Raw genomic sequence first — 22,027 nt, 5'->3', positions numbered from 1 at the left:
TTCTTAAAAATTAATTGTTACTCCTAAATTCATTCTTTTAAATGTTGGATAATCACCTCTAGATGCCGCTTGATTTCCAGAATTGAACTCTCTATCATCAGGAAGATCCGACCAGAAGGCGAGGTTGTTACCGCTTAAAAACACTCTATATTGACTACCATTATCTGAACCAAAAGTATAGGCAAACTCAACATTTTGTAATCTAACAAACGAGGCATCATACCAGTTTCTGTAAGGGTCTGAACCTCCAGAAACCCCTCCGTAAGATGGAAGCACATGTGTTCCATCAGGATTACTAACACTCCAGTAATCTGATTTGTCTTCAAAAAAGAGCGGTGTATCCACTGAAAAGGTTCTATCCACAAATTCTTTCGTTGTATTGCTTACACCGTAAAACTGAATCATAAATGTGAATTTCTTGTACCCAGCTCCTAAGTTCAAATTGTACGTGTTCTGAGCCCTTGTAGGATATCCATATGGTACGGTATCATCATTATTTATCACACCGTCACCGTTATAGTCAATAATATCATACGCACCAGGTCTTGTTGCTCCTGGGTTATTCTCCATAGGAAAAGTGCCATAAACATCATCCCAGTTTTGCAACATATTTCCTCTTATTCCTGCTTGGTTTTGCCCAATAGGGTAGCCAGCTTCTTTTTGATAATCGAGTCTCAACTCTGGGTCTTCTTTGTATAGTATCTCATCTCGAGCTGTTGCATAGGCAAAATTAGCCGACACATCCCAATTATCAGATAAGCGCTGTCTGTAATTTAAAGTAGCCTCCATACCTTTTACTCTTGTTTCTCCTAGGTTCTTATCTGCTGGATCAAAACCAAAGAATGCAGGCACGCTTCTATCGTACGCTGGAATTATAATATCAAATCTATCTTCTTGAAAAACATCCAGGTTTACAGAAAACATGTTTTGAAAAACACCTATTTCTAGTCCAATATTAGCTTTTTTAGAAGTTTCCCATCGCAAATCTGGATTCCCAATAACAGCCTCTTTATAATAAGTATATGGCGAATTTTCTGCATAGAGCGCTGCATTATTCATATATGCACTCCCGCCATTCTCCCATTGAGAAACATAAGACCATCTACTCCCAGCCTCATCATTACCAACGAGTCCATAAGAACCACGTAGCTTTAACTTATTTAACCACGACACGTTTTCCATAAAAGATTCGTTAGTAATAGTCCAGCCGACAGCGGCAGAAGGGAAAAAGTCAAACTTATAGTCAGGTCCAAATTTTTCAGAACCATTATAAGCCCCATTCACATCTAGAAAATAACGATTATCATAATTATAAACTAGTCTAGCCACCCAATCTTCTCTATATCTTGGCGCCATATCACCAATAGCATATTCTTCTCTATTCATTAAACCTAAAAGTCCAACAGTGTGTTTTTCAGCAAATGTTTTATCATAATTTAATGAAAACAGATAAAATAGCCTTCTACTGGTTTCCCAGTCCTGTATATCAAGAGGTTCTCTAGTCCAAGGCTGCACCACGTAGTCAAATTGATTCGTCCCTGGAGGTGCTACTATTTGTTCGGTTCCATCACTTAGGTAAACTTTATAAATAACATTATCACCACCATCAGGACCGCCTTCATTTATACCAGCTTCTCCTCTAAAATTATTATCATAGGAAAAAGAAGCTTTCATAGAAAGTCCCTCGGTTATGAAATCTAATTTTTGATTAAGTATAAAATCTGTATTTAATTGAACTCTATGATTCTTAGTTGCACCTTTTGCAGATAATAAAACCGCAGGGTTAGCAAGCTCATAATTTTCTACAACGGTACGCCCATACGTTCCGTCAGGAAATATAGGATAATACAAACTAGGTGCTAAATTATAGATACTACTATATAGCAACTGACTATCTGCTTCATTACCATTTTGAACACCATAATACCCAGAGAGGTTTACAGATAATCGGGTTGTTTTGGAAACATCAAAATCTATATTACTTCTAAAGTTAAAACGATTATAATCAAAACTAGGCGCATAATCTCTTCCGTTATCAAAAGAAGCTCCATCAAATATATCACCCACATGCTGATAACCAAGACCTCCAAAGTATTTTACAGCATCGGTACCACCACGCACGGAAAGATTTACGTTATGATCCATAGCAAAATCCTTTTGAGTAACATCTACCCAATCTACATTAGGATACACGTAACGATCTGTTTCATTTCTAGGATTTCTATACCTATCAACAATATCAACTGGTGTATATTCTCTCCATGCCCCACCAAGCGAAGCAACCCGCTCTATGGCTTCATTTACGGTTAAAATACCATCATAAGAATCGTACTTTTCTGGTAATTTTGATGGCGTTTTTAATGCAGAACTTGCCGTAACAGAAAGTTTTGCTTCGCCACTTTTACCACGTTTTGTGGTAATTAGGATCACTCCATTACCCCCTTTTACACCGAATACAGCAGTAGCCGAGGCATCCTTTAACACTGAGATACTTTCGATATCATTCGAATTAATATCATTCATAGTTCGCTCTATACCATCAACAAGAATTAATGGTTGTCCTCCTCCATTCCAACTACTTTGTCCACGTATATAGATATTTGGACTTTCATCCCCAGGTTTTCCTGTAGATGAAACGGTAACCACACCTGGCAAACGTCCTGTTAACGCTTGACCTACTGTAGAAACCCCTCCTGATTTCAGTATTTCCTCACCATCGATTTGCTCAATGGAGGCTACGACACTTTCTTTCTTTTGCTTTCCGTACCCAACAATAACAACTTCATCAAGTGCTGAAAGTTCTGCTATCATCTCAATACTAATTTCCTTACGGCCCTTAACATCGATAGTTTGGGTGGTAAATCCCACATAACTGATTACTAATTTTGAGTCTTTTCTTACTTCAATAGTAAAATTACCATCAAAATCTGTCATCACTCCGTTACTAGTTCCCAACTCGATAATATTGGCTCCTACTACCGGACCTAGTTCGGCCTCGGTTACAATACCCTTAACTGTGATGGTTTCTTGAAAATTGGATTGTGCCAAAACGGTAAAATGGAAAATAAAAATCAATAATACGAAGAACCCTTTTTTAAGAACACTCTTAAAACTTGAATCAGGCTGCTTTGCGCAAGGTGTTTGTTTTTTCATCTCTAAATCTGGTTGATACTTGTTTAATTAGTCACTAAAAGGCTCATTTAGGATTCTATGTTAAAACTCTAAATCCTATCGTACTTCTCTAACTTGGTTAGGTTATTGATAAGTTATTCATTTTATTGATAACTATAATACGACTACTCACCTATCGAAAAATTTTAAAAATTCTTACATGAAATAAATAAGACTTGAAGCACTCTCTAAATCATGACATGACAATATTAATAAAATAAAATGTAAAAAATACATTTATTAAGACTTTTGTTTAAATAATATTCCATTTTACTTTCCGTAATTCAGTTATATTTGTGAAAAACTAAATTTAAAACACTTATTTTTAGATAATTAACAAATAAACTAACAATAAGAAATTCTACAAGCTAGATAAAACACCAAATCTCTTATTTTTTAAAACATCTTTCTAGCTTCAATTAAATTAACAGTTCGAAAACTCATTAACTAGCATCTATTATTAGTTATAAATGAAATTTTTTTTAACAGCACCCTAATAGCACAGTTATAATTTTTAACTATGGTATTAGGTTACGAATTTGAATTCATAACAACAGTGAATGTACATATGGAATTAACTAAAAAAGTAAGCCGTTTGTTAGCATAAAGCTCAACAATCGTTACCTAAGGGAATTTAAGCACTTTCTACACCTAAGCACTCAAGTTTTGAGCACATAAATTAGGCAATAATAAAACAAATTTAATTATTTGTGTGAAATATTCACTTTAAGAATAAACAAAATTAAGTTACTGAAAATCGAGAAACAGTAAACGACAAGAACTCCATACTACCACAAGAACCAATGGCTACTTTAGCATTTTCATCAAATATTTATGTGATTCATTGAGCAGTTCCAAAAGCAACATTCAAGTTGTTATTTTTTTGTTTATCGATTTTTCATTCAAAGTTTGAAAACGTTGTAAAAAAAACAACAAAGCACCATTTGTAGGCTCCCAAAGATGAATTTTGTTACCGCCTTCATCATTCCTCAAAAAGGTACAACCATAATCGTCGGTGTTAAATTCCTATTGTTTAATATGCCAATCTTTGGAGGCTTTAAGAGGCTGTCGATTTGAAAAATAATCCGCCAATTCCTGTTACACGTTTCTTCTTATTTAGCTATTTTTTCCACGACAGCGTGAAAAACTACTTCTTTTTAAGCGCTTTTTCATAAACTGTAACCCACTCGGCAACACTAAGTTTACGCGCTAATTCCCCTATGAGCTCATAAGGTATGGCGCTCACTTTTTTAAACCGAATGCAACTTTTACCCATATCGAGCTTTAATGTACTGTACTTTGGATATTCGGAAACAAACCAATCGTACAATTCTGGAATGGCATAAATACCGCTATGGTAAAGATTTATAGAATTCTTTTGAGATGCAAAACTCATAAATGGCAAAGGTTCTTCGGGCTTACAGTGATAACCGTCTGGATATAGCGTATGTGGCACATAATAGGCAATCATACCGTATTGAATACCTTCCTGAAACCCTTCGGGCAAATTATCTAAAATAGTTTCTCTAAGTTTTTCTATGGGTGCTACCCGATCTTCGGGCAACTGACTGATATAATCTTCTGGAGAGTCTGCTTTGTATAGCACGTTATTTTGTTTTCCTTAAAGTTAACAAAATTTCGCTTTAATCTTATCTACAATAGTTTGAGCTAATTTTTCTTTACTTTCAACCGTCCAACCCGCAACATGCGGTGTTAACAACACATTTTCAGCTTCAATTAAATATTTAAAAGCTTCAGGTAGTTCCGTAGAAAACAAGGTTTCAAAAGAGGCTTTTTCATATTCTAAAACATCTAGTCCGGCCCCTAATATTTTCCCTGATTTTAATGCAGACACCAAATCTTGAGTCACCACACTTTTTCCGCGTGCGGTATTGATTAACCAAAATGGTTTTTTCACCTGATTAATAAAATTAGCATCAATCATGTTTAAAGTGAGTGGCGTTTGTGGCGTATGTAAACTAATCACATCAACCTGTTCTTTAAAGGTTTGTAAATCTACTTGTTTAGCATTGACATCACCAACACCGTCTTTAATATCATAACAAAGCACCTCAACGTCAAAACCTCGTAATTTTTTAGCGAAGGCTTTCCCCATGTTTCCGTAACCGATGAGTCCAACGGTTCGACCATCTAACTCAATACCACGATTGGCTTCGCGCAACCACTTTCCAACCCTTACTTCGGCGTCAGCCTTATTCAATTTATTAAATAAAGAAAGTAACATCCCTAAAGCATGCTCACCAACGGCATTTCTATTCCCCTCGGGCGCCGATACTAAAAACACGCCTTTACTCTCGGCATAATCGCAGTCAATATTCTCCAATCCCGCACCTACACGACCAATGAACTTCAAATTACGCGCAGCATCTAAAAAAGTTTTATCAATGGTGAAGCGGCTTCTTAATACAATACCGTCGTACTCATGAATTTTAGCTTCAATTTCGGCTTTTGAAGAGGTATAATCTTCATGGTTTTCAAAACCTAAAGCGTTTAATTGATTAATTAATAACTCGTGATTGGTATCTAAATGGAGAACTTTCATAAATATGGATTTCGGTTTCAAATTTACGAAGTTTTAGCATACTGAAGCTTAGCTAGATCTTGAAAAAGTATATACTACTAACAAGCCTGTAAACCGTCTAAAATTTGAACAGCACAAACACAACATAGTGATTCACTTCAGATTTCACTTTAATCCAAACAACATACAAGCCCCTAACAGCGCAACATTCACAGCCTATATGCAACATAATTTACAATGGATGCTTCTTTAATTTTAGTGCTGAATTTTCTTAAATTTTATCTTTATCTTTAAATACAAATCCAACTAACCACTTGACTTATGAAAAAAACTATACGTTTAACCCTACTTTTATTGTGGGTTTTTCAGTTCAATTCTTGGGGGCAGCACATCCAAAAGGAATATGATTTTGTAAGCATCAAAGAAGGCATTCCTAAAGTTGGCATTCCAGATATCGTACAAGACCACAAGGGATTCATTTGGATTGCCACCAATGCCACAGGACTCTACAAGTTTGATGGCATCAATTACACCTCTTACAAACACATTTTAAACGATTCAACGTCTTTGAGCAGCAGCCGCGTAGACTGTACTTTTATAGATAGTAAACAAAGACTCTGGGTAGGCACCGAAAACGGATTAGATTTATACAATAGTGCTTTAGATCAATTTCAACGTTTTGTACTTGATGCTAGCAACCCTAACAGTGATAAAATCACAACCATAACCGAAGACGCCTCAAACAATTTATACATAGGCACCTACGGCAACGGTATTTTCAAGCTGAATATCAACAGTTTTAAAGTTGAAAAAGTAGCAAATTCAACGTTTCATGACCAATCGCACCGCATCAATATCAATAGTATTGAGCATGTTGGCAACAACAAATTATACGTGGGCACAAATTATGGTTTAAAAGAAATTGATGTTACCGAAAACAAACTGGTGCATGCCCATTTTTACACCAAAAATAAAACCAGTTTTGAAACCGATATTTCTACTCTCATGGTAGATCGAAATAACCAATTATGGGTAGGCACACAAGCCAACCAAGGCGTTTACAAATGTACCTTGAATAAAAATCAAAACTATAGCATCATTAGTGTTAAACAAATACCGCTAACCACAAAAAAGATCATAACCTTTGCCCAATTAGCTGATGACAGCATGATGATTGGCACCGAAAACGACGGGCTTTTTCATTTAGACCACAACGATGCGATTGTTAAAAACTACATCTATAGCAAGGAAGATGAAAACAGCTTGTTGCATAATTCCATTTGGAAAGTTTATGTAGACAACGATGGCCGTATTTGGATGGGCTATTTCAATAGTGGCGTGGCCATAAGTGATGCTTTATATGACAAGTTTAAGGACATTAAAAGTTCTCCAAACAAAGACAACTCACTAAAAATAACTTCTATTATGGCCCTCATTAAAGATGAAAATGAAAATCTTTGGATGGCTACCGATGGCGGAGGTATTGACGTACTAAATACCAAATCTGGTAAAATCACGCATATAAACTCCGAAGACCAGAGCGTCTATTCTGGTTTACAATCTAACCACATCATGTCCTTATATAAAGATTCTAAGGGAAACATTTGGGCCGGAAGTTGGGACCATGGTTTGTTCTTTCTAGAAAAAGGAAGCAAAAAATTTATCAGCTACTCGAGCGAAAATGCTGTAGGATTAAAATCAAATACCATTAGAAGTATTACTGAAGATGCCGAAGGTACTATTTGGATAGGCACTTCATTCCAAGGGCTCCATGCCTTCAATCCAGAAACCAAGGATTTTACACATTTTAATTCGGAAGCCTTTGTAAAACATCGCCTGAACACTACCGATGTTTCTAAAGTACTCGTTGACACCAACGATGATTTATGGCTAGGTTCTGTTGACGGACTTTTTAAAATTGAAAAAGATGGCATGCACATCAAGAGAATCCACGCTTTTTCAGATAAAATAAATAAAACGTTTAACAGCTCATCAAACACCAATTACATACTGAGCATCTACGAAGATTCTAAAACTAATATTTGGGTTGGAACTCGAGGTACTGGTCTCTATCAATACAACACCTCCAGTAAACAATTAGAATGGTATAACCGAGCAAATGGTTTAGAAGAAGACAACGTCGCGGCTATTATTGAGGATGCCGACAACAACATCTGGGTTAGTGGCAATTCAGGTTTAACTAAAATAGATTTAAACCCATTAGAATATACCAATTACACGTTTAACGACGGTTTATTATCTAACGACTTTAACGCTGGTGCTGTTTTAAAAGACTGCCAAGACATGCTTTACTTTGGCAACTTAAAGGGTCTCGATTATTTTCATCCGAATAACCTAAAAACCAATGCAAAGGTTCCTATTTTACGTTTAACCGATTTCAAATTATTTAATGAAACGGTCATTCCCAACCAAGCTGATGCCCCTCTAAACAAAACGATTTCTGAAACCAATAACATCACCCTAAACAGTGACCAATCGGTTTTCACCATAGAATATACGGGGATAAACTTTACCAGACCAGAAAAAAACAACTATGCCTATTACTTAGAAGGCTATGAAGATTCTTGGAATTATGTAGGCCAAAAACGCAGTGCAACCTATACTAACCTAGACCAAGGCAATTACACCTTTAAGCTGAAATCTTCAAACAATGATGGGGTATGGAATGAAACCCCTTTAGAACTAAGCATAGAAATTCTACCGCCTTGGTGGAAAACTACTTGGGCCATCATCCTCTATATTCTCCTGTTTCTACTCAGTTTTTACTACCTCAACCACCTTACTCAAAGCAGAATAAAAGAAAAAGAACTTATTAGAAATGAACGCATACAGCGGTTACAACAAGATGAATTGAATCAGAAAAAAATTCAGTTTTTTACTAATATTTCACATGAGTTTCGCACACCACTCACTTTAATCATGAACCCATTAAAAGACCTCATTCATGACTCTAAGTTAGACTTACCTCACCATGTGCAAAACAAACATGCCATTATTAATAAAAATGCCGATCGCTTATACCGACTCATTAATGAACTCATGGATTTCAGAAAACTGGAACTCAATAAACTTCAGGTTAAAGCCAGACAACTAAACCTTCTAGATTTTACTAAAAATATAGTCAGTTATTTTAAAGAAGAAGCCAACAACAAAAATATTCTGTTAAGTGTGGATTCTGACAACCCAAATATAACCGTTTGGGCCGATGTCAAAATGCTAGAAAAAATCATATTTAACTTACTATCTAACGCCATTAAAATCACGCCTGAAGGTGGCGCTATAAACATCGAGTTATTAGCCACTGAAGAACTTTACAATTTGCCTTTGGTTAATGAACAAGGCGGTGTGCAAGCGGTAGAAATCATTATTTCAGATACCGGTCCAGGTTTAAAAGCCGAAGAAGCCGATAAAATATTCGAACGCTTTTACCAAGTAGAAAACCAAAGTAAAACCTATTTTGGTGGAACAGGCATTGGGCTTGAAGTTGTACAAAGTTTTGTAAAATTACATAAGGGAAATATTGAAGTCACGAGTGAAGTTGGTGTAGGAACCACCTTTAAAATTCTGCTGCCATTAGGCCATAACCACTTTAAAGAAAACCAAATCGTTTTTGATGATGCTTCAGAATTCCTTAAAGACGATGATTTCTCTTATGTGCCAGCAGTTTCATTAGTAGAAGAAACTGAAGAACCTTTAGTAGCGGGAACTTCTCAAAAACAGCACACCATATTAGTTGTTGAAGATAATCAAGAACTAAGAGCTTATTTAAAACTTGAGTTAAGCAAGCAATACAAAGTACTTATTGCTAATAACGGAGTTGACGGACTAAAAATTGCCAAGGAAGCTTTTCCTGATGTCGTCCTTACCGATGTGGTGATGCCTGAAATGGACGGCATGGCATTCTGCAAGCACTTAAAAAAAGACCTAAGCACCAGTCACATCCCGGTTTTAATGCTTACCGCCAAGGCAAAGGTAGAAGACCGTATTGAAGGGATAGAAACAGGAGCTGATGCTTATTTAGTGAAGCCCTTTAATATTCGCTTACTTAAACTAAGACTGGCTCAACTCATTACCAGCAGACAACTTATTTTCAACAAATACTTTAGCGTGATTAGTGAAGTACCACAAGATGTCAACAGCACACCCTTAGATAAAGAATTCATTGAAAACGTCTTAAACCATATTAACAAAAATATTGGCGACCCGAATTTAAATGTAGAATCTTTAGCATCTCAACTTAATTTGAGTAGAAGTCAGTTTTACCGTAAAATTAAAGCACTTACTAACCAAACTGCTAGTGAGTTTTTAAGAAATATTAGACTGCAAAAAGCCAAGCAAATTTTAGAGATGGGTGAAACCAATATTAGCAAAGTTTGTTACGCTACCGGTTTTTCTTCACACTCCTATTTCACCAAATGTTTTAAAAATCATTTTGGTTTTTTACCTACCGAAGTGAAGTCTAAAACAGCCTCCTAATTAAAAGAAAAACAAATTAAAAGCGATATTATATGGTTAAAATAGTATTAAAACCCTGTTAGTAAAATTGTTGCACCACTTAATTCAAATGTCGCAAACCCTCTAAATGAAAGACTATTGCCACAAAATTTCTAATACATGCTCTAAAGGTTATATGTTTCATTTAATAATTTTTTAACATTTGGGATATGTTTAAAACAAATAGACTTAAAAAAATCGGAGAAGTTATTATAATCCTGTGCATTATAGCACTACTTCTTTTCATCATTGTGTATGTGTTTTAAAACAAAACAAGGATAGTAATAACTTAAAAACTAACTAAACTTTATGAAAAACAGATTACTTAAAAAAATGATGCTTCCCGCCTTTTTATTGATTGGCAGCATCATTTATGCGCAATCAGTTACAGGAACTGTTTCCGACAAAGCAGGTGTTCCTATTCCAGGAGTGAATGTTATAGCCAAAGGAACTACCTCTGGAACTGTAACAGACTTTGACGGAAATTATGAACTCAACACCAATACAGGAAATACGCTGGTATTTTCATTTGTTGGTTACCAATCACAAGAAATTAAATTTACAGGACAAACAACATTAAACGTCACTTTATCCGAAGATGCTTCGGTATTAGATGAAATTGTGGTTGTTGGCTACGGCACTAAGAAAAAGAGCTTGGTAACAGGTGCTATTTCAAGTATAGACAGTGAACGCATTGCATCCTCTTCTAACCAGAGAGTTGAGCAAGTGATTCAAGGTCGTACCTCAGGGGTTACCGTATCATCCTCTTCAGGGGCGCCTGGTTCTGGAGCAAAAATTAGAATTCGTGGAGCCGGTTCCAGTGGTAATTCTGAACCGCTTTATATTGTAGATGGTATGAAAACCTCATCTATTGAAGATATCGCGCCTTCAGATATTGAAAATATCGAAATTTTAAAAGATGCGGCATCCTCTTCAATTTACGGTACAGAAGGCGCCAACGGGGTTATTATCATAAACACAAAAAGTGGTCGTACAGGCGATTTAAGAGTGTCTTTCAACAGCCAAACAGGCGTACAGTTTGTAAACACCAGCATGGAACTCATGGATTCTTCACAGTTTGTAAACTATATGAATGAAGCGGGCATTGGAACGGTTTCTAACAATGGCTACAACACCAATTGGATTGACGAAACCTTTTCTACAGCCATGCTACAACGCTTCGACGTTAATATTTCTGGTGGTAGTGAAAAATTCATGTACTATGCTTCGGCCTCTCATTTAGATCAAGATGGGGTGGTTGGAAGATCAAACTCCAACTTTAAAAGAACCACCTTTCGTACAAACTTAAAGAGTAAATTAGGTAAGGTTGTTGAAATCGGACTTAACGCCACCTATTCCCTTTCCGATAGAAATGGTATCCAAGAAAACAGCGATACCAGAGGGGTAATTCAAAACATGCTGATTATTGACCCTTTAACTCCGGTAACTTACCCTAACGGACAAGTGCCACAATCGGTTATCGATAATGCCAACACGAATGGTGTGCCCTTATTAACTGATGGTGATGGAAACGTTTACGGCTATCCTTCATTTTCAACAGGTGAAGTTATAAATCCCGTAGCCTATGCCAATGAAATTGATAAAACCAATTATGACGGCGATCAATTATTAGCATCGATATACTTAAAATTAAACTTAGCGGAAGGACTTTCGGTAACTTCAAGATTTGGTATTGATCAAGAAAACACAGAAACCACAACACGTATAATCCCATATTATGTGTCGTCTGAAGCTGCAAACACAGCCTATACCGGTTCACATGAAAAAGTAGAAAGCACAAGATGGCTATGGGAAAACTTCCTAACCTATGAAAAATCTTTAGGATCACATAACCTGAAATTAATGGCAGGATACTCCGCCGAAGATCAGGATGTAGAAACCCCTATAAAAAATAGTGGTTCGGTGGCTGTAGCAGACTTTACTGGATGGGATTATGATTTGCCAGGATTCAACACCCAGCAAGATATCGTAGATCCTTATTATGACAATATGGTATCTATTTACAGTAGATTCTCTTACGATTATGCCGATAAATATCTATTTGAAGCTTCAGTAAGATCAGATAAATCAGATAAATTCCCTACAGACAACAAAACAGGCGTTTTCCCATCGTTCTCTGCGGGTTGGATCATTTCAAATGAAAATTTTTGGAATACCCAAGCCGGTTTCAATTACCTTAAATTTAGAGGTAGTTGGGGGCAAAACGGTAGTCGGGCTAACTTAAAAGGTAATTCAGACAAAACCTATATTACAAACATTGTTAACGAACTTCCTATTGTTTATTTAGGTAATGAAGGTGCAGAAATCACAGGGTATGCCAATCCGAATTTAGTATGGGAAACATCTGAACAATTTGATGTTGGTATCGATTTAAGAGCCTTTAGCAGCAAGCTATCTTTCACAGCCGATTATTACAAAAAGACTACTAGAGATGCGATTGTAGAAGATGGTTCATTAATCACACCAGGATCGGCAGGGTTTCTATCCAATGAATTTAATGCAGGTACCATTGAAAACTCTGGTTTTGAATTTGAATTAGGATTTAATAACACAACAAATAACGGATTTAGATACAGCATAAGCGCCAACTTATCCACCCTTAAAAATGAAGTTACCGAGATTTTATTTGTTCCAGATGGTGCCTCATTAGTTGGTGCTGGGGCGCCTCAAAACGCAGACGGCATCACACGATTTACAGAAGGTTTACCGTCATGGTATTTTTACGGATTTGAAACTGCTGGCATTGATTCAGCAACAGGAGAGGTGATTGTTGTAGACACCAATAACGATGGAAACATCACTGATTCAGATAAAACCATGATTGGTTCTCCGCATCCTGACTTGCTTTACGGTGGAAATATCAATTTAGCGTATAAAGCATTTGATTTCAATTTACAATTTCAAGGAACAGCAGGTAATGATATCGTTTCAGTTTACCACCAACCTTCTAGACCTATTACCAATAAGCCGGTGCATTTTTATGAAAACAGATGGCAACAACCAGGTGATAACGCCAGCTACCCTGGTGCCGCTAACGTTATTGATTCTTATGATACCGATTTAGTCGTTGAAGATGGTTCTTACATGCGTATCAAACAAATTCAATTCGGTTACACCCTGCCTGAGTCCTTTTTAAGTCAGCTGAAAATTAAACACCTAAGACTTTATGTTTCGTTAGACGATTATTTCACTTTTACCGATTATAGTGGTTTAGACCCAGAAATTGGAAATTTTAATTACGATTCTATAGGTGTAGATAGAGGTTTTTATCCAACAGCTGCTAAAGCACTTTTCGGATTATCGTTGAACTTTTAATACTAAAAATTAACATTTTATGAAAAAAATAATTACAACACTTATAGCAGTAATCTGTATTGGTATTATTTCATGTAGCGATGATTTCACCACCAATCCGAGATTAAATGTCGAAGACCTAGACACCTATTTTCTTGAAGAAGAAAATGTAGAAACAGCCGTTATAGGTATTTACGATTTAATGCAGCACAATTACAGTAAAGATTGGAGCAGTGCCTTTTTTGTAAAGTTACTTCCTGGAGATGATGCCAATGCCGCAGGAGGAAATTCTGGCGACCAACAGCAATTACAGGATATTGATGATTATACCGATGTATCGTCTTCTAACGCTTCTATTACCAGCATTTGGGATCTGTATTACCGAACCATAGCCCTGTCTAATCTTGTTGTTGAGAATATTAAAGACAGTAATTTAAGTAATAAAGATACCGCTTTGGCGGAAGCAAAATTTATGCGTGCCTGGTGCTATTTTGAATTGACCACCATGTTTGGTGAAGTCCCTTTACGATTAACCATTCCTGCGGCTGCCGATGAATTTGGAATTGCAAAATCAACACAACAGGATATTTACATACAAATTGAATCTGATTTAAACGATGCTATAGCGTCACTTCCAGACAAATCTGCTACTGAAGATTTTAGAGTATCAAAAGGAACCGCACAAGCTCTAATGGGAAAAGTTTTAGTTTTCCAAGGAAAGCACCCCGAATCCATTCCTTTTTTCAGCAGTGTGATATCAAACCCGTCTCACGACTTAGAACCTAACCCTGAAGATGTTTGGAGTATTAACAACGAATTTGGTATCGAGTCCTTATTTGAATTAAGTTTTATTTCAACCTCACAAAGAGATTGGGGGAATTTTAACTGGGGAGGAAGAAACGAAAGTAATATCCACATACAGTTGATGGGACCTCGTGGCGATGGTATTTTCGACCTAACTGGTACAGAACTTATTAACGGCTGGGGGTTTAATTTACCAACTGCAAAACTAGTCGATGCTTATGAAACCGCTGGAGACACAGACAGAAAAGCAGCAAATCTTATGACTGAAGCCGAACTTATTGCTACTGGTGGCGCTGTAAATGCAGGTGCCGCAACAGGAGGCACAATTTGGGATTATGAAGGTGCCATTAGAATCAAGTACGCCACTAAAGCAGAAGATACCAGTCCAGATGGTGTTAGAGAATTAAATTATAGCACCAATTATAGATTACTTCGCTATGCGGAAGTATTATTACTAGCTGCTGAAGCTTATCAAAAAACTGGGCAAGACGCTGCCGCCAGAACCGAATTAAACAAAGTAAGAAACAGAGCCGGTTTAGGAGATATCGCCGCTTCAGTTTCAGGTGAAGACTTATTTGATGCCATTGTTAATGAAAAATACTTAGAATTAGCTTTTGAAGGCCAACGTTTCTGGGATTTAGTACGTTGGGATTTAGCTGCCACAGAATTAGCAGGTACAGGTTATACTTCTAAAAATGATTTATTCCCTATCCCGATTACCGAAATAGATAAAAATTCAGAATTAGATGAAAGTGACCAAAACCCTGGTTACTAGTTTAAAAATATAATTAATTGGTTTAGTTTATTCATGGAATAAAGCAGCTGGAATATTTTTCTTGCTGCTTTATTTTTTCTTAAAATTAATATGAATTTTGCCTTACCGAGGAATCTAACAAATTATTAAAAGGTAATGGTAAAGATGATTTCCAAAATGTCCCTGTTTCAAACAGCGGCTTATATGTTCCCAGCGATGTCAAAGACCTGCAAGAAATAACCATTCCAGGAAAAATCAAGTACTTTCCTTAAAAAATGATGATGATTTACAACTTTTGGAGCGGGGTGATTAGCATTAAAAAACACTTATTTACCTAACAGACCCTTCAGGTTTTTGAAACCTGAAGGGTCTTATTAAGTCCGTGATAGCATAGTCGAAAAAATCTCTGTACTATATATTAATATCTAAAATATTTGCTACATGTTCTTCCAATTTTTTCTGTTTGAATTCAAACCGACTTTGTCTGAAATCTGAAGATTCTACTTTATTTTTAAAATACTGAAAAGGTTTTTTATTGGCTAAAACAACTTCTAATTCCTCCACGATTTGTTTTATGTAGTCTTGTTTTGAATTGCCCATTCTATAGTCGCTTTATGTCATCTTTCAAAGGTAACAAATACAACTAAATCAACACATATTAAAAAAATTAAGGCAGGTATCTCACCCGCCTTAATCTACCAACAAATTAAAAAACAACAACTAACCATTATTTTTATTCTACCAACCTTATTCTTTTAAATAGAAAGTCTCCTGAAGCCCCGAACCTGCATTTTCGCCTATCCAAACATTAAAATTTCCAGGTTCAGCCGCCTTAACCATCTCATGATTTACAAATTCCAAATCTTTGGACGACATAGAGAAACGGACTTCTTTAGAGGCTCCTGGTTTTAAGTACACATGCTGAAAGCCTTTCAATTCTTTTACGGGTCTTGTAATACTTCCTATAACATCTTGGATATATAATTGTACCAATTCGGTACTTGCTCTTTCACCAATATTGGTGAGCTTTGCTGTGATCGTAATTTCTTCGTTAAACCCTATCGTGTCTTTGGAAATCGACAAATCTTCATAACGAAACTTTGAATAACCTAGACCATAACCAAAAGGATATTGTGGCGCAAATCCAACATCTAAATAATGTGAATCATTTCCTAGAGAGCTTTGCCATGCGTGAATCGGAATAGAATCCATTTCAATAAATTCTTCAGCAGAAGCTGGTCGTCCTGTATTTTTATGATTGTAAAAGTATGGCAATTGCCCAGCGGTTTTAGGCCAAGAAACAGGCAAACGTCCTGCGGGTTCAGCAATTCCATAAATCATATCATAAAGCGCTTCGCCACCCATAGTTCCGGGGTGCCAAGCCATTAAAATCGCATCGGTTTTAGCCATAATCTCTGAAACCGAAATTGGTCTCCCCGCCATAATCACCAAAACGATAGGCTTATTCAGTTTCGCTAATTCGTTGATTAACGCCTCTTGCGCTCCTGGTAAGTTGATATAGGCTCGACTATGGGCTTCCCCTGAAAGAATCGCTTCTTCTCCACCAAAAAACAAAATTACATCAGAAGCTTTTGCTGCTTGAACCGCTTCTTGAAACCCTTTATTTGAACGGTCTCGACTATGCGTAAAACCAGCGGCAAACTTAAAATTAACCTTGGCGGCTTTAAAAGCATCTACAGGTGTGATGGTGTGTTCTTTTTCGCCATCGAAAGTCCATGTGCCCAACTGCTCGTGTGGCGCATCTGCTAGCGGTCCAATCAAAGCGACTTTTGTTTTTCTATTTAAAGGTAAAATGCTTTCGTTTTTTAATAAAACTGAACTTTTTACAACTGCTTTTTTTGCCTCTTGCATATGCGCTTCGGCATAATAATTCCCGGTATGCGTTTTATCACGATGCGGATTTTCAAACAATCCCAATCTGTATTTAATACGGAGAATATTTTTAACAAATTCGTTTAATTCACCTTCTAAAAACTTTCCTTCTTCAATAAGTTGTTTTAAATGATCTTCATAACAAGTACTGTTCATTTCCATGTCCATACCAGCGTTAGCAGAGCGTTCAGCAGCATGTTTTTTATCGCTAGCAAAACCATGCGCAATCATTTCTTCGGTAGAATCCCAATCGCTCACCACAAAACCATCAAACTTCAATTCGTCGCGAAGTACCGTTTTTAGTAAAAACGAATTCCCTGAAGCCGGTATGCCGTTAATCTCGTTAAAAGACGACATCACGGTGGCCGCTCCTGCATCTACCGCTGCTTCAAAAGGTGGTAAATACACATTGCGTAGTAAAGGTTCGCTGAGGTTTACCGTATTATAATCTCTTCCGCCAATAGCGGCGCCATAAGCAATATAGTGTTTGGCACAGGCTGCAATACTAGTAGGATTGCTTAAATCGTCGCCCTGAAAGCCTTCCACATAAGCTTTTCCTAAAAGACTCGCCAGATACGGGTCTTCCCCTGGTGATTCGGCAATACGCCCCCAACGGCTATCTCGAGCAATGTCAAGCATAGGCGCGAAGGTCCAACGTATGCCCATAGCCGAGGCTTCAAAAGCAGCAATTTCAGATGATTTTTTAGCCACTTCAGTATCCCAAGAAGCGGCAATCCCTAAAGGAATAGGGAAAATGGTTTTAAAACCGTGAATCACATCACGGCTAAAAATTAACGGAATTTTATTCGGACTCTCCTCTACGGCAATCCGTTGTAATTCATCAACATAATCTAAGTTAGATATGTTTAAAAAGGCGCCTATTTCGCCATTCCGAACGGCACTTTTTAGGTCTTCTGGAAGTTCTTTAGTGCTGCTCGAAGTGCCTCGTAAATTGGTTTGCCCAATTTTTTCTTCCAAGGTCATTTTAGCCAGTAAGTCACTTATAAATTGGTCTTCATCGTTGTTATTATCAGACGTTTTTTTGGTATCGGAAAATGAAAAAACACTTAGTATGGATAGTAGAAAAATAATTTTTTTCATAGGTTTTGAGATTAGTTATTAGTTGTTGTATTAAAGAAATTAGCCTGTACTCCCTTTACCCCTGGCACCACAGAAAACAAGGATCCAGCAAGCGGGTACTTTTGTTTTTCTTCATCAGTCATATCTACCGAAGCAGTGGTTATGTAAAGAACATCTAGGTTTTCTCCGCCAAAAGCGCAGGAGGTCACATTATGAGCAGGCACCTCTATTTTTTGAATGGCTTTCCCTGTTTTTGGGTTAAAACGAATCACGGCATTGCCATTCCACATCCCTACCCAAAGCATATCTTCTTCATCTATGGTCATGCCGTCGGGATATCCAAAATCTACAGGAATTTCAACAACGACTCTTTCATTAGAAATCGTTGCGGTTTCATCATCATAATCAAAGGCCTTAATTTGTGCCGTTGGCGTATCAATATAATACATGGTTTTCTTGTTTGAAGTCCAAACAATACCGTTAGAAATGGTTCTGTTAGTCAACTTTTTTTCAAGCCTTCCACTTCCATCTATACAGTACAAATTAGCCTTTCCGGCTTCTTGATTTAGGTGCATAGACCCCACCCAAAAACGCCCTGAAGGGTCACATTTCCCATCGTTTAATCGGCTGCCAACTAACTCGCTTTGCATGTTAGTAAATACGGCGCTGCTTCCTGAATCGAGATTCAAACCATACACTCCATCCTCTAAAGCTATTAACACATCACTTTCGGATACAGGTACTACAGTGCCTATTCGGGATTTGGTTTCAAAAACTTTATTGGTCTCCGTTTTTGGGTCATATACATTTAAGGTCTTGCCTTCAATATCCACCCAATACAATTCTTGGGTTTTGTAGTTCCATAGCGCACCTTCACCCAATTGCGCATTGATTTCATAGACTAATTCAGCTTTAAGGTTTGTATCTAAATCTTTTTCTGTTTTACAGCTGAAAACAGAAATACAAACCAAAAAAAACACAAAAGGTTTCAGCATTACTTAACGGTTATATTTAAAGTTTCAGAAATATTATTTGAAGCGTTCCCGATATAAATTTGGTAATCTCCGGTTTCAATTTCCCAATCAGATTTCTCTTCGTTATAAAAGGCCAGCGCTTCCACTGGAACTTCTATAGTCACCGATTTGGTTTCGCCTTTATCTAGTATCACTTTAGTAAAACCTTTTAACTCTTTTAAAGCGCGGTCTACCTTCGAATCTTTTTTACCAATATAGACTTGCACCACTTCGGCACCAGCCAAATCACCTGTATTAGAAACCGTACAGTTTATTTTAATACGAGCATCTTTAGAATAGTTTTCCTTATTGGAAGTCATATTTTTCAATTCAAAAGTGGTGTATGACAATCCGAATCCAAAGGCATAAAGCGGTTCGATCTTTTTGGTATCGTGCCATCTATAGCCCACTAAAATATCTTCTTTATAATGCTGGGTCATATCAACGCCTGGGTAAGAGGTTTCTCCAAAAGCATGTGCGCCGTTATCTTCCAATGCCTTCGGAAATGAAAAAGGTAATTTCCCGGAAGGATTGACATCTCCACTAATGACATCAGCAATGGCATGTCCAGCCATACTACCCAAATACCAAGACTCCATCAAGCCCTTCACTCGGTCTAACCAAGGCATAGCTACGGCGTTTCCTGTTAAAAGGATAAAACCGAGATTTTCGTTCACATTACTAATGTCATTGATAAGTACTTCTTGTCCGAATGGCAAACCGTATTGTTGTCGGTCATCACCTTCAGAATCTTGTAAGTGGCTTTTATTAAGTCCGCCCACAAACAACACCACATCGGCCGTTTTTGCCAGTTTGATGGCTTCCGCTTTAAGCGAATCTTGATTTAATTTTGGCGGATGCACCACATCGTATTCAGAAACACCTGTTTCGTAACCCATAGTATGCACTATTTTAGCATTTTTGAAACGTGCTTGTATGCCTTCCAAAGGGGAGATTTCAAATTGTGGCTTGAGTTCTGAAGACCCACCACCAGCAGTCATTGAGCGTGTGGCATTTTCACCAATTACCGCAATAGTAAGCCCTGCTTTATCTTCTATAGGAAAGAAATTATCTTCATTTTTAAGTAACACAATGCCTTCGGTAGCCACTTTTCTCGCTACCTCATGATGTTCTGGCGTATTTAAACTTCCTAAAGGACGGTTAGCTTTCATATTGGTTCTAAACCGCAATCTTAAAACGCGGCGCACTTTATCATTTAAAACGGCTTCTGAAATTTCACCAGTTATTAATTGTTCTAAAAACGGATTGGCTAAATAATAATGTTGGTAATGATTTTCTGTTGTAGTTCCCAAACCATCGGTTCCGGTTCCCATTTCAATATCTAAACCATTATTTGCGGCTTCAAGGGTGCTATGTGTCGAGCTCCAATCACTGATCACGACCCCATCAAAGCCCCATTCGCTTTTTAAAATCTTGTTGGTTAGCAATTCATGATGCGTAGTATATTGTCCTCTAAATTTATTGTACGCTCCCATGATAGCCCAAGAACCTCCCTCATGAACGGCTGCTTTAAAAGCAGGCAAATAGATTTCATGAAGCGCTCTATCGCTCACCTCAACATTCACGACATCACGCCAATGTTCCTGATTGTTTAAGGCGAAGTGCTTCACACAGGCAGCTACTCCATTTTTTTGAACCCCTTGAATATAAGGCACAACCAAAGTAGATGCTAAATAGGGGTCTTCGCCTAGGTATTCAAAATTTCTTCCGTTAAATGGTGTACGGTAAATGTTAACGCCTGGTCCTAATAAAACATCTTTTTTACGGTACCTGGCTTCCTCTCCTAAATTGAAACCATATTCCCCAGCTAATGTAGGGTTAAAAGTAGCCGCCAAACAGGTTAATGCTGGAAAGGCGGTGATGGAATCGTTTGTCCACCCCGCATAGTCCCACGAATCCCAACTAATTTCAGCGCGAACACCGTGCGGCCCATCAGACATCCAGATTTCTGGTATCCCTAAACGTTCTACACCTTTGGTACTAAATTTAGATTGCGCATGACATAAGCCAACTTTTTCCTCTAAGGTTAAGAGTGGTAAAATACTATCGATCTTAGCTTCAATATTTTGATTAGCGCTGGTTGTAGAAGTCATTTCTTTCTCTTTTTTCGTAGTGCACGAAACAAGTAATAAAACAACTCCAATCATCAAGTGGAATGGAAGTTTCTTTTTCATAAAATAATCATGCGTTTTAAAGCCAAAATACAGCTCGCAATTTTTGATATTGGTTTGAGAAAATAAAACTATCTAGAAAAGGAAAATATCTTTAAAACAAATACAGCACCTTGTAAAACATTTGTTGCAAATGTTGGTTTTACGCGATATTCAAAGGGCTTTCGCTAATTGGTTATAACAATTATGTGTAGAACATCTGTTGCATGCATAAAAATTCATATTGAATAATAGCTACTTTAAAGAACGTAACTAACATTTTTATACAAAGTAGAACGCGATTAAAATTTCTATCACGAGCATTTTTTTAATCATGGACACGGCATGTCGCCATTAAACCTCTAAACCCAACGTAAATTTGTAGTGTAATTATAACAAATTACATTTTTTCATATAGTTAGTTTAGTTTGGTTTTTAAAGATTAAGCTGCTGCAGGTGTGGTTACCTACAGCAGCTTAATTTTTTTTGCAAAATTAGAAACAAAAAAAACCGCACCCCTTTAATAAATAAAGATTTACGGTTTAAAATCGTACTCAAGGCGGGAATCGAACCCGCACTCCGAAGAATCGGATTTTGAATCCGACGTGTCTACCAATTCCACCACTTGAGCAAATGGACTGCAAAAATATATATTTTTTCCATATTAATCATAAAAATACCTGGCAATATGCTTTTTAGGTTAAAATAAATCCATAAATTTGCACCTCGTTAAAAACAACGTAGCGTTTATACGCTCTAAAACAATAAG

General features: G+C 37.1%; 10 protein-coding genes and 1 tRNA gene. 3 read left to right on the top strand and 8 right to left on the bottom strand.

Annotation, left to right across the window (positions count from 1 at the left end; genetic code table 11):
* Positions 1-3: 3 nt before the first annotated feature.
* From Q4566_RS07175 to Q4566_RS07165, 3 genes are all read right to left on the bottom strand, one after another.
* The gene (locus tag Q4566_RS07175) at positions 4-3,153 is read right to left on the bottom strand and encodes a TonB-dependent receptor (RefSeq protein ID WP_303419958.1); all 3,150 of its coding nucleotides are present in this window, start codon (positions 3,151-3,153) and stop codon (positions 4-6) included.
* Between the two features lie 1,165 nt (positions 3,154-4,318).
* Entirely contained in the window at positions 4,319-4,777 is a 459-nt protein-coding gene (locus Q4566_RS07170; RefSeq protein ID WP_303419957.1) for a DUF1801 domain-containing protein, read from the bottom strand.
* 21 nt (positions 4,778-4,798) lie between these two features.
* On the bottom strand, positions 4,799-5,734 hold the full coding sequence (locus Q4566_RS07165; protein WP_303419956.1) for a 2-hydroxyacid dehydrogenase: 936 nt from the start codon (positions 5,732-5,734) through the stop codon (positions 4,799-4,801).
* Positions 5,735-6,034: 300 nt separating this feature from the next.
* On the opposite strand from Q4566_RS07165, the gene Q4566_RS07160 reads away from it, so the two are divergent.
* The 3 genes from Q4566_RS07160 (at position 6,035) to Q4566_RS07150 (ending at position 15,122) form a co-directional block, all read left to right on the top strand.
* Positions 6,035-10,210 carry a two-component regulator propeller domain-containing protein gene (locus Q4566_RS07160; RefSeq protein WP_303419955.1) on the top strand — a complete coding sequence of 1,392 codons (4,176 nt, stop codon included), beginning with the start codon at positions 6,035-6,037 and terminating at the stop codon, positions 10,208-10,210.
* Between the two features lie 327 nt (positions 10,211-10,537).
* Complete coding sequence (locus tag Q4566_RS07155) at positions 10,538-13,564, top strand: SusC/RagA family TonB-linked outer membrane protein (RefSeq protein WP_303419954.1); 3,027 nt, start codon at positions 10,538-10,540, stop codon at positions 13,562-13,564.
* 19 nt (positions 13,565-13,583) lie between these two features.
* Positions 13,584-15,122: a RagB/SusD family nutrient uptake outer membrane protein gene (locus Q4566_RS07150; RefSeq protein WP_303419953.1), complete on the top strand. Its 1,539-nt coding sequence runs from the start codon at positions 13,584-13,586 to the stop codon at positions 15,120-15,122.
* 390 nt (positions 15,123-15,512) lie between these two features.
* On the opposite strand, the gene Q4566_RS07145 is transcribed toward Q4566_RS07150, so the two are convergent.
* The 5 genes from Q4566_RS07145 to Q4566_RS07125 form a co-directional block, all read right to left on the bottom strand.
* The gene (locus Q4566_RS07145; protein ID WP_303419952.1) at positions 15,513-15,701 is read right to left on the bottom strand and encodes a hypothetical protein; all 189 of its coding nucleotides are present in this window, start codon (positions 15,699-15,701) and stop codon (positions 15,513-15,515) included.
* 147 nt (positions 15,702-15,848) lie between these two features.
* Positions 15,849-18,095 carry a glycoside hydrolase family 3 N-terminal domain-containing protein gene (locus Q4566_RS07140; protein WP_303419951.1) on the bottom strand — a complete coding sequence of 749 codons (2,247 nt, stop codon included), beginning with the start codon at positions 18,093-18,095 and terminating at the stop codon, positions 15,849-15,851.
* 11 nt (positions 18,096-18,106) lie between these two features.
* Positions 18,107-19,069 carry an SMP-30/gluconolactonase/LRE family protein gene (locus tag Q4566_RS07135; protein WP_303419950.1) on the bottom strand — a complete coding sequence of 321 codons (963 nt, stop codon included), beginning with the start codon at positions 19,067-19,069 and terminating at the stop codon, positions 18,107-18,109.
* On the bottom strand, positions 19,069-21,282 hold the full coding sequence (locus Q4566_RS07130) for a beta-glucosidase (RefSeq protein WP_303419949.1): 2,214 nt from the start codon (positions 21,280-21,282) through the stop codon (positions 19,069-19,071). Before Q4566_RS07130 ends, Q4566_RS07135 begins: the two co-directional genes overlap by 1 nt.
* Before the next feature lie 527 nt (positions 21,283-21,809).
* Positions 21,810-21,889: transfer RNA gene (locus Q4566_RS07125), tRNA-Leu, on the bottom strand.
* Positions 21,890-22,027 lie beyond the last annotated feature (138 nt).

The organism is Tamlana sp. 2_MG-2023, from assembly GCF_030548465.1.
GTDB lineage: Bacteria > Bacteroidota > Bacteroidia > Flavobacteriales > Flavobacteriaceae > Pseudotamlana.
The sequence above is the reverse complement of the archived record's forward strand: the minus strand, read 5'-3'. Positions and strand labels throughout refer to the sequence as shown.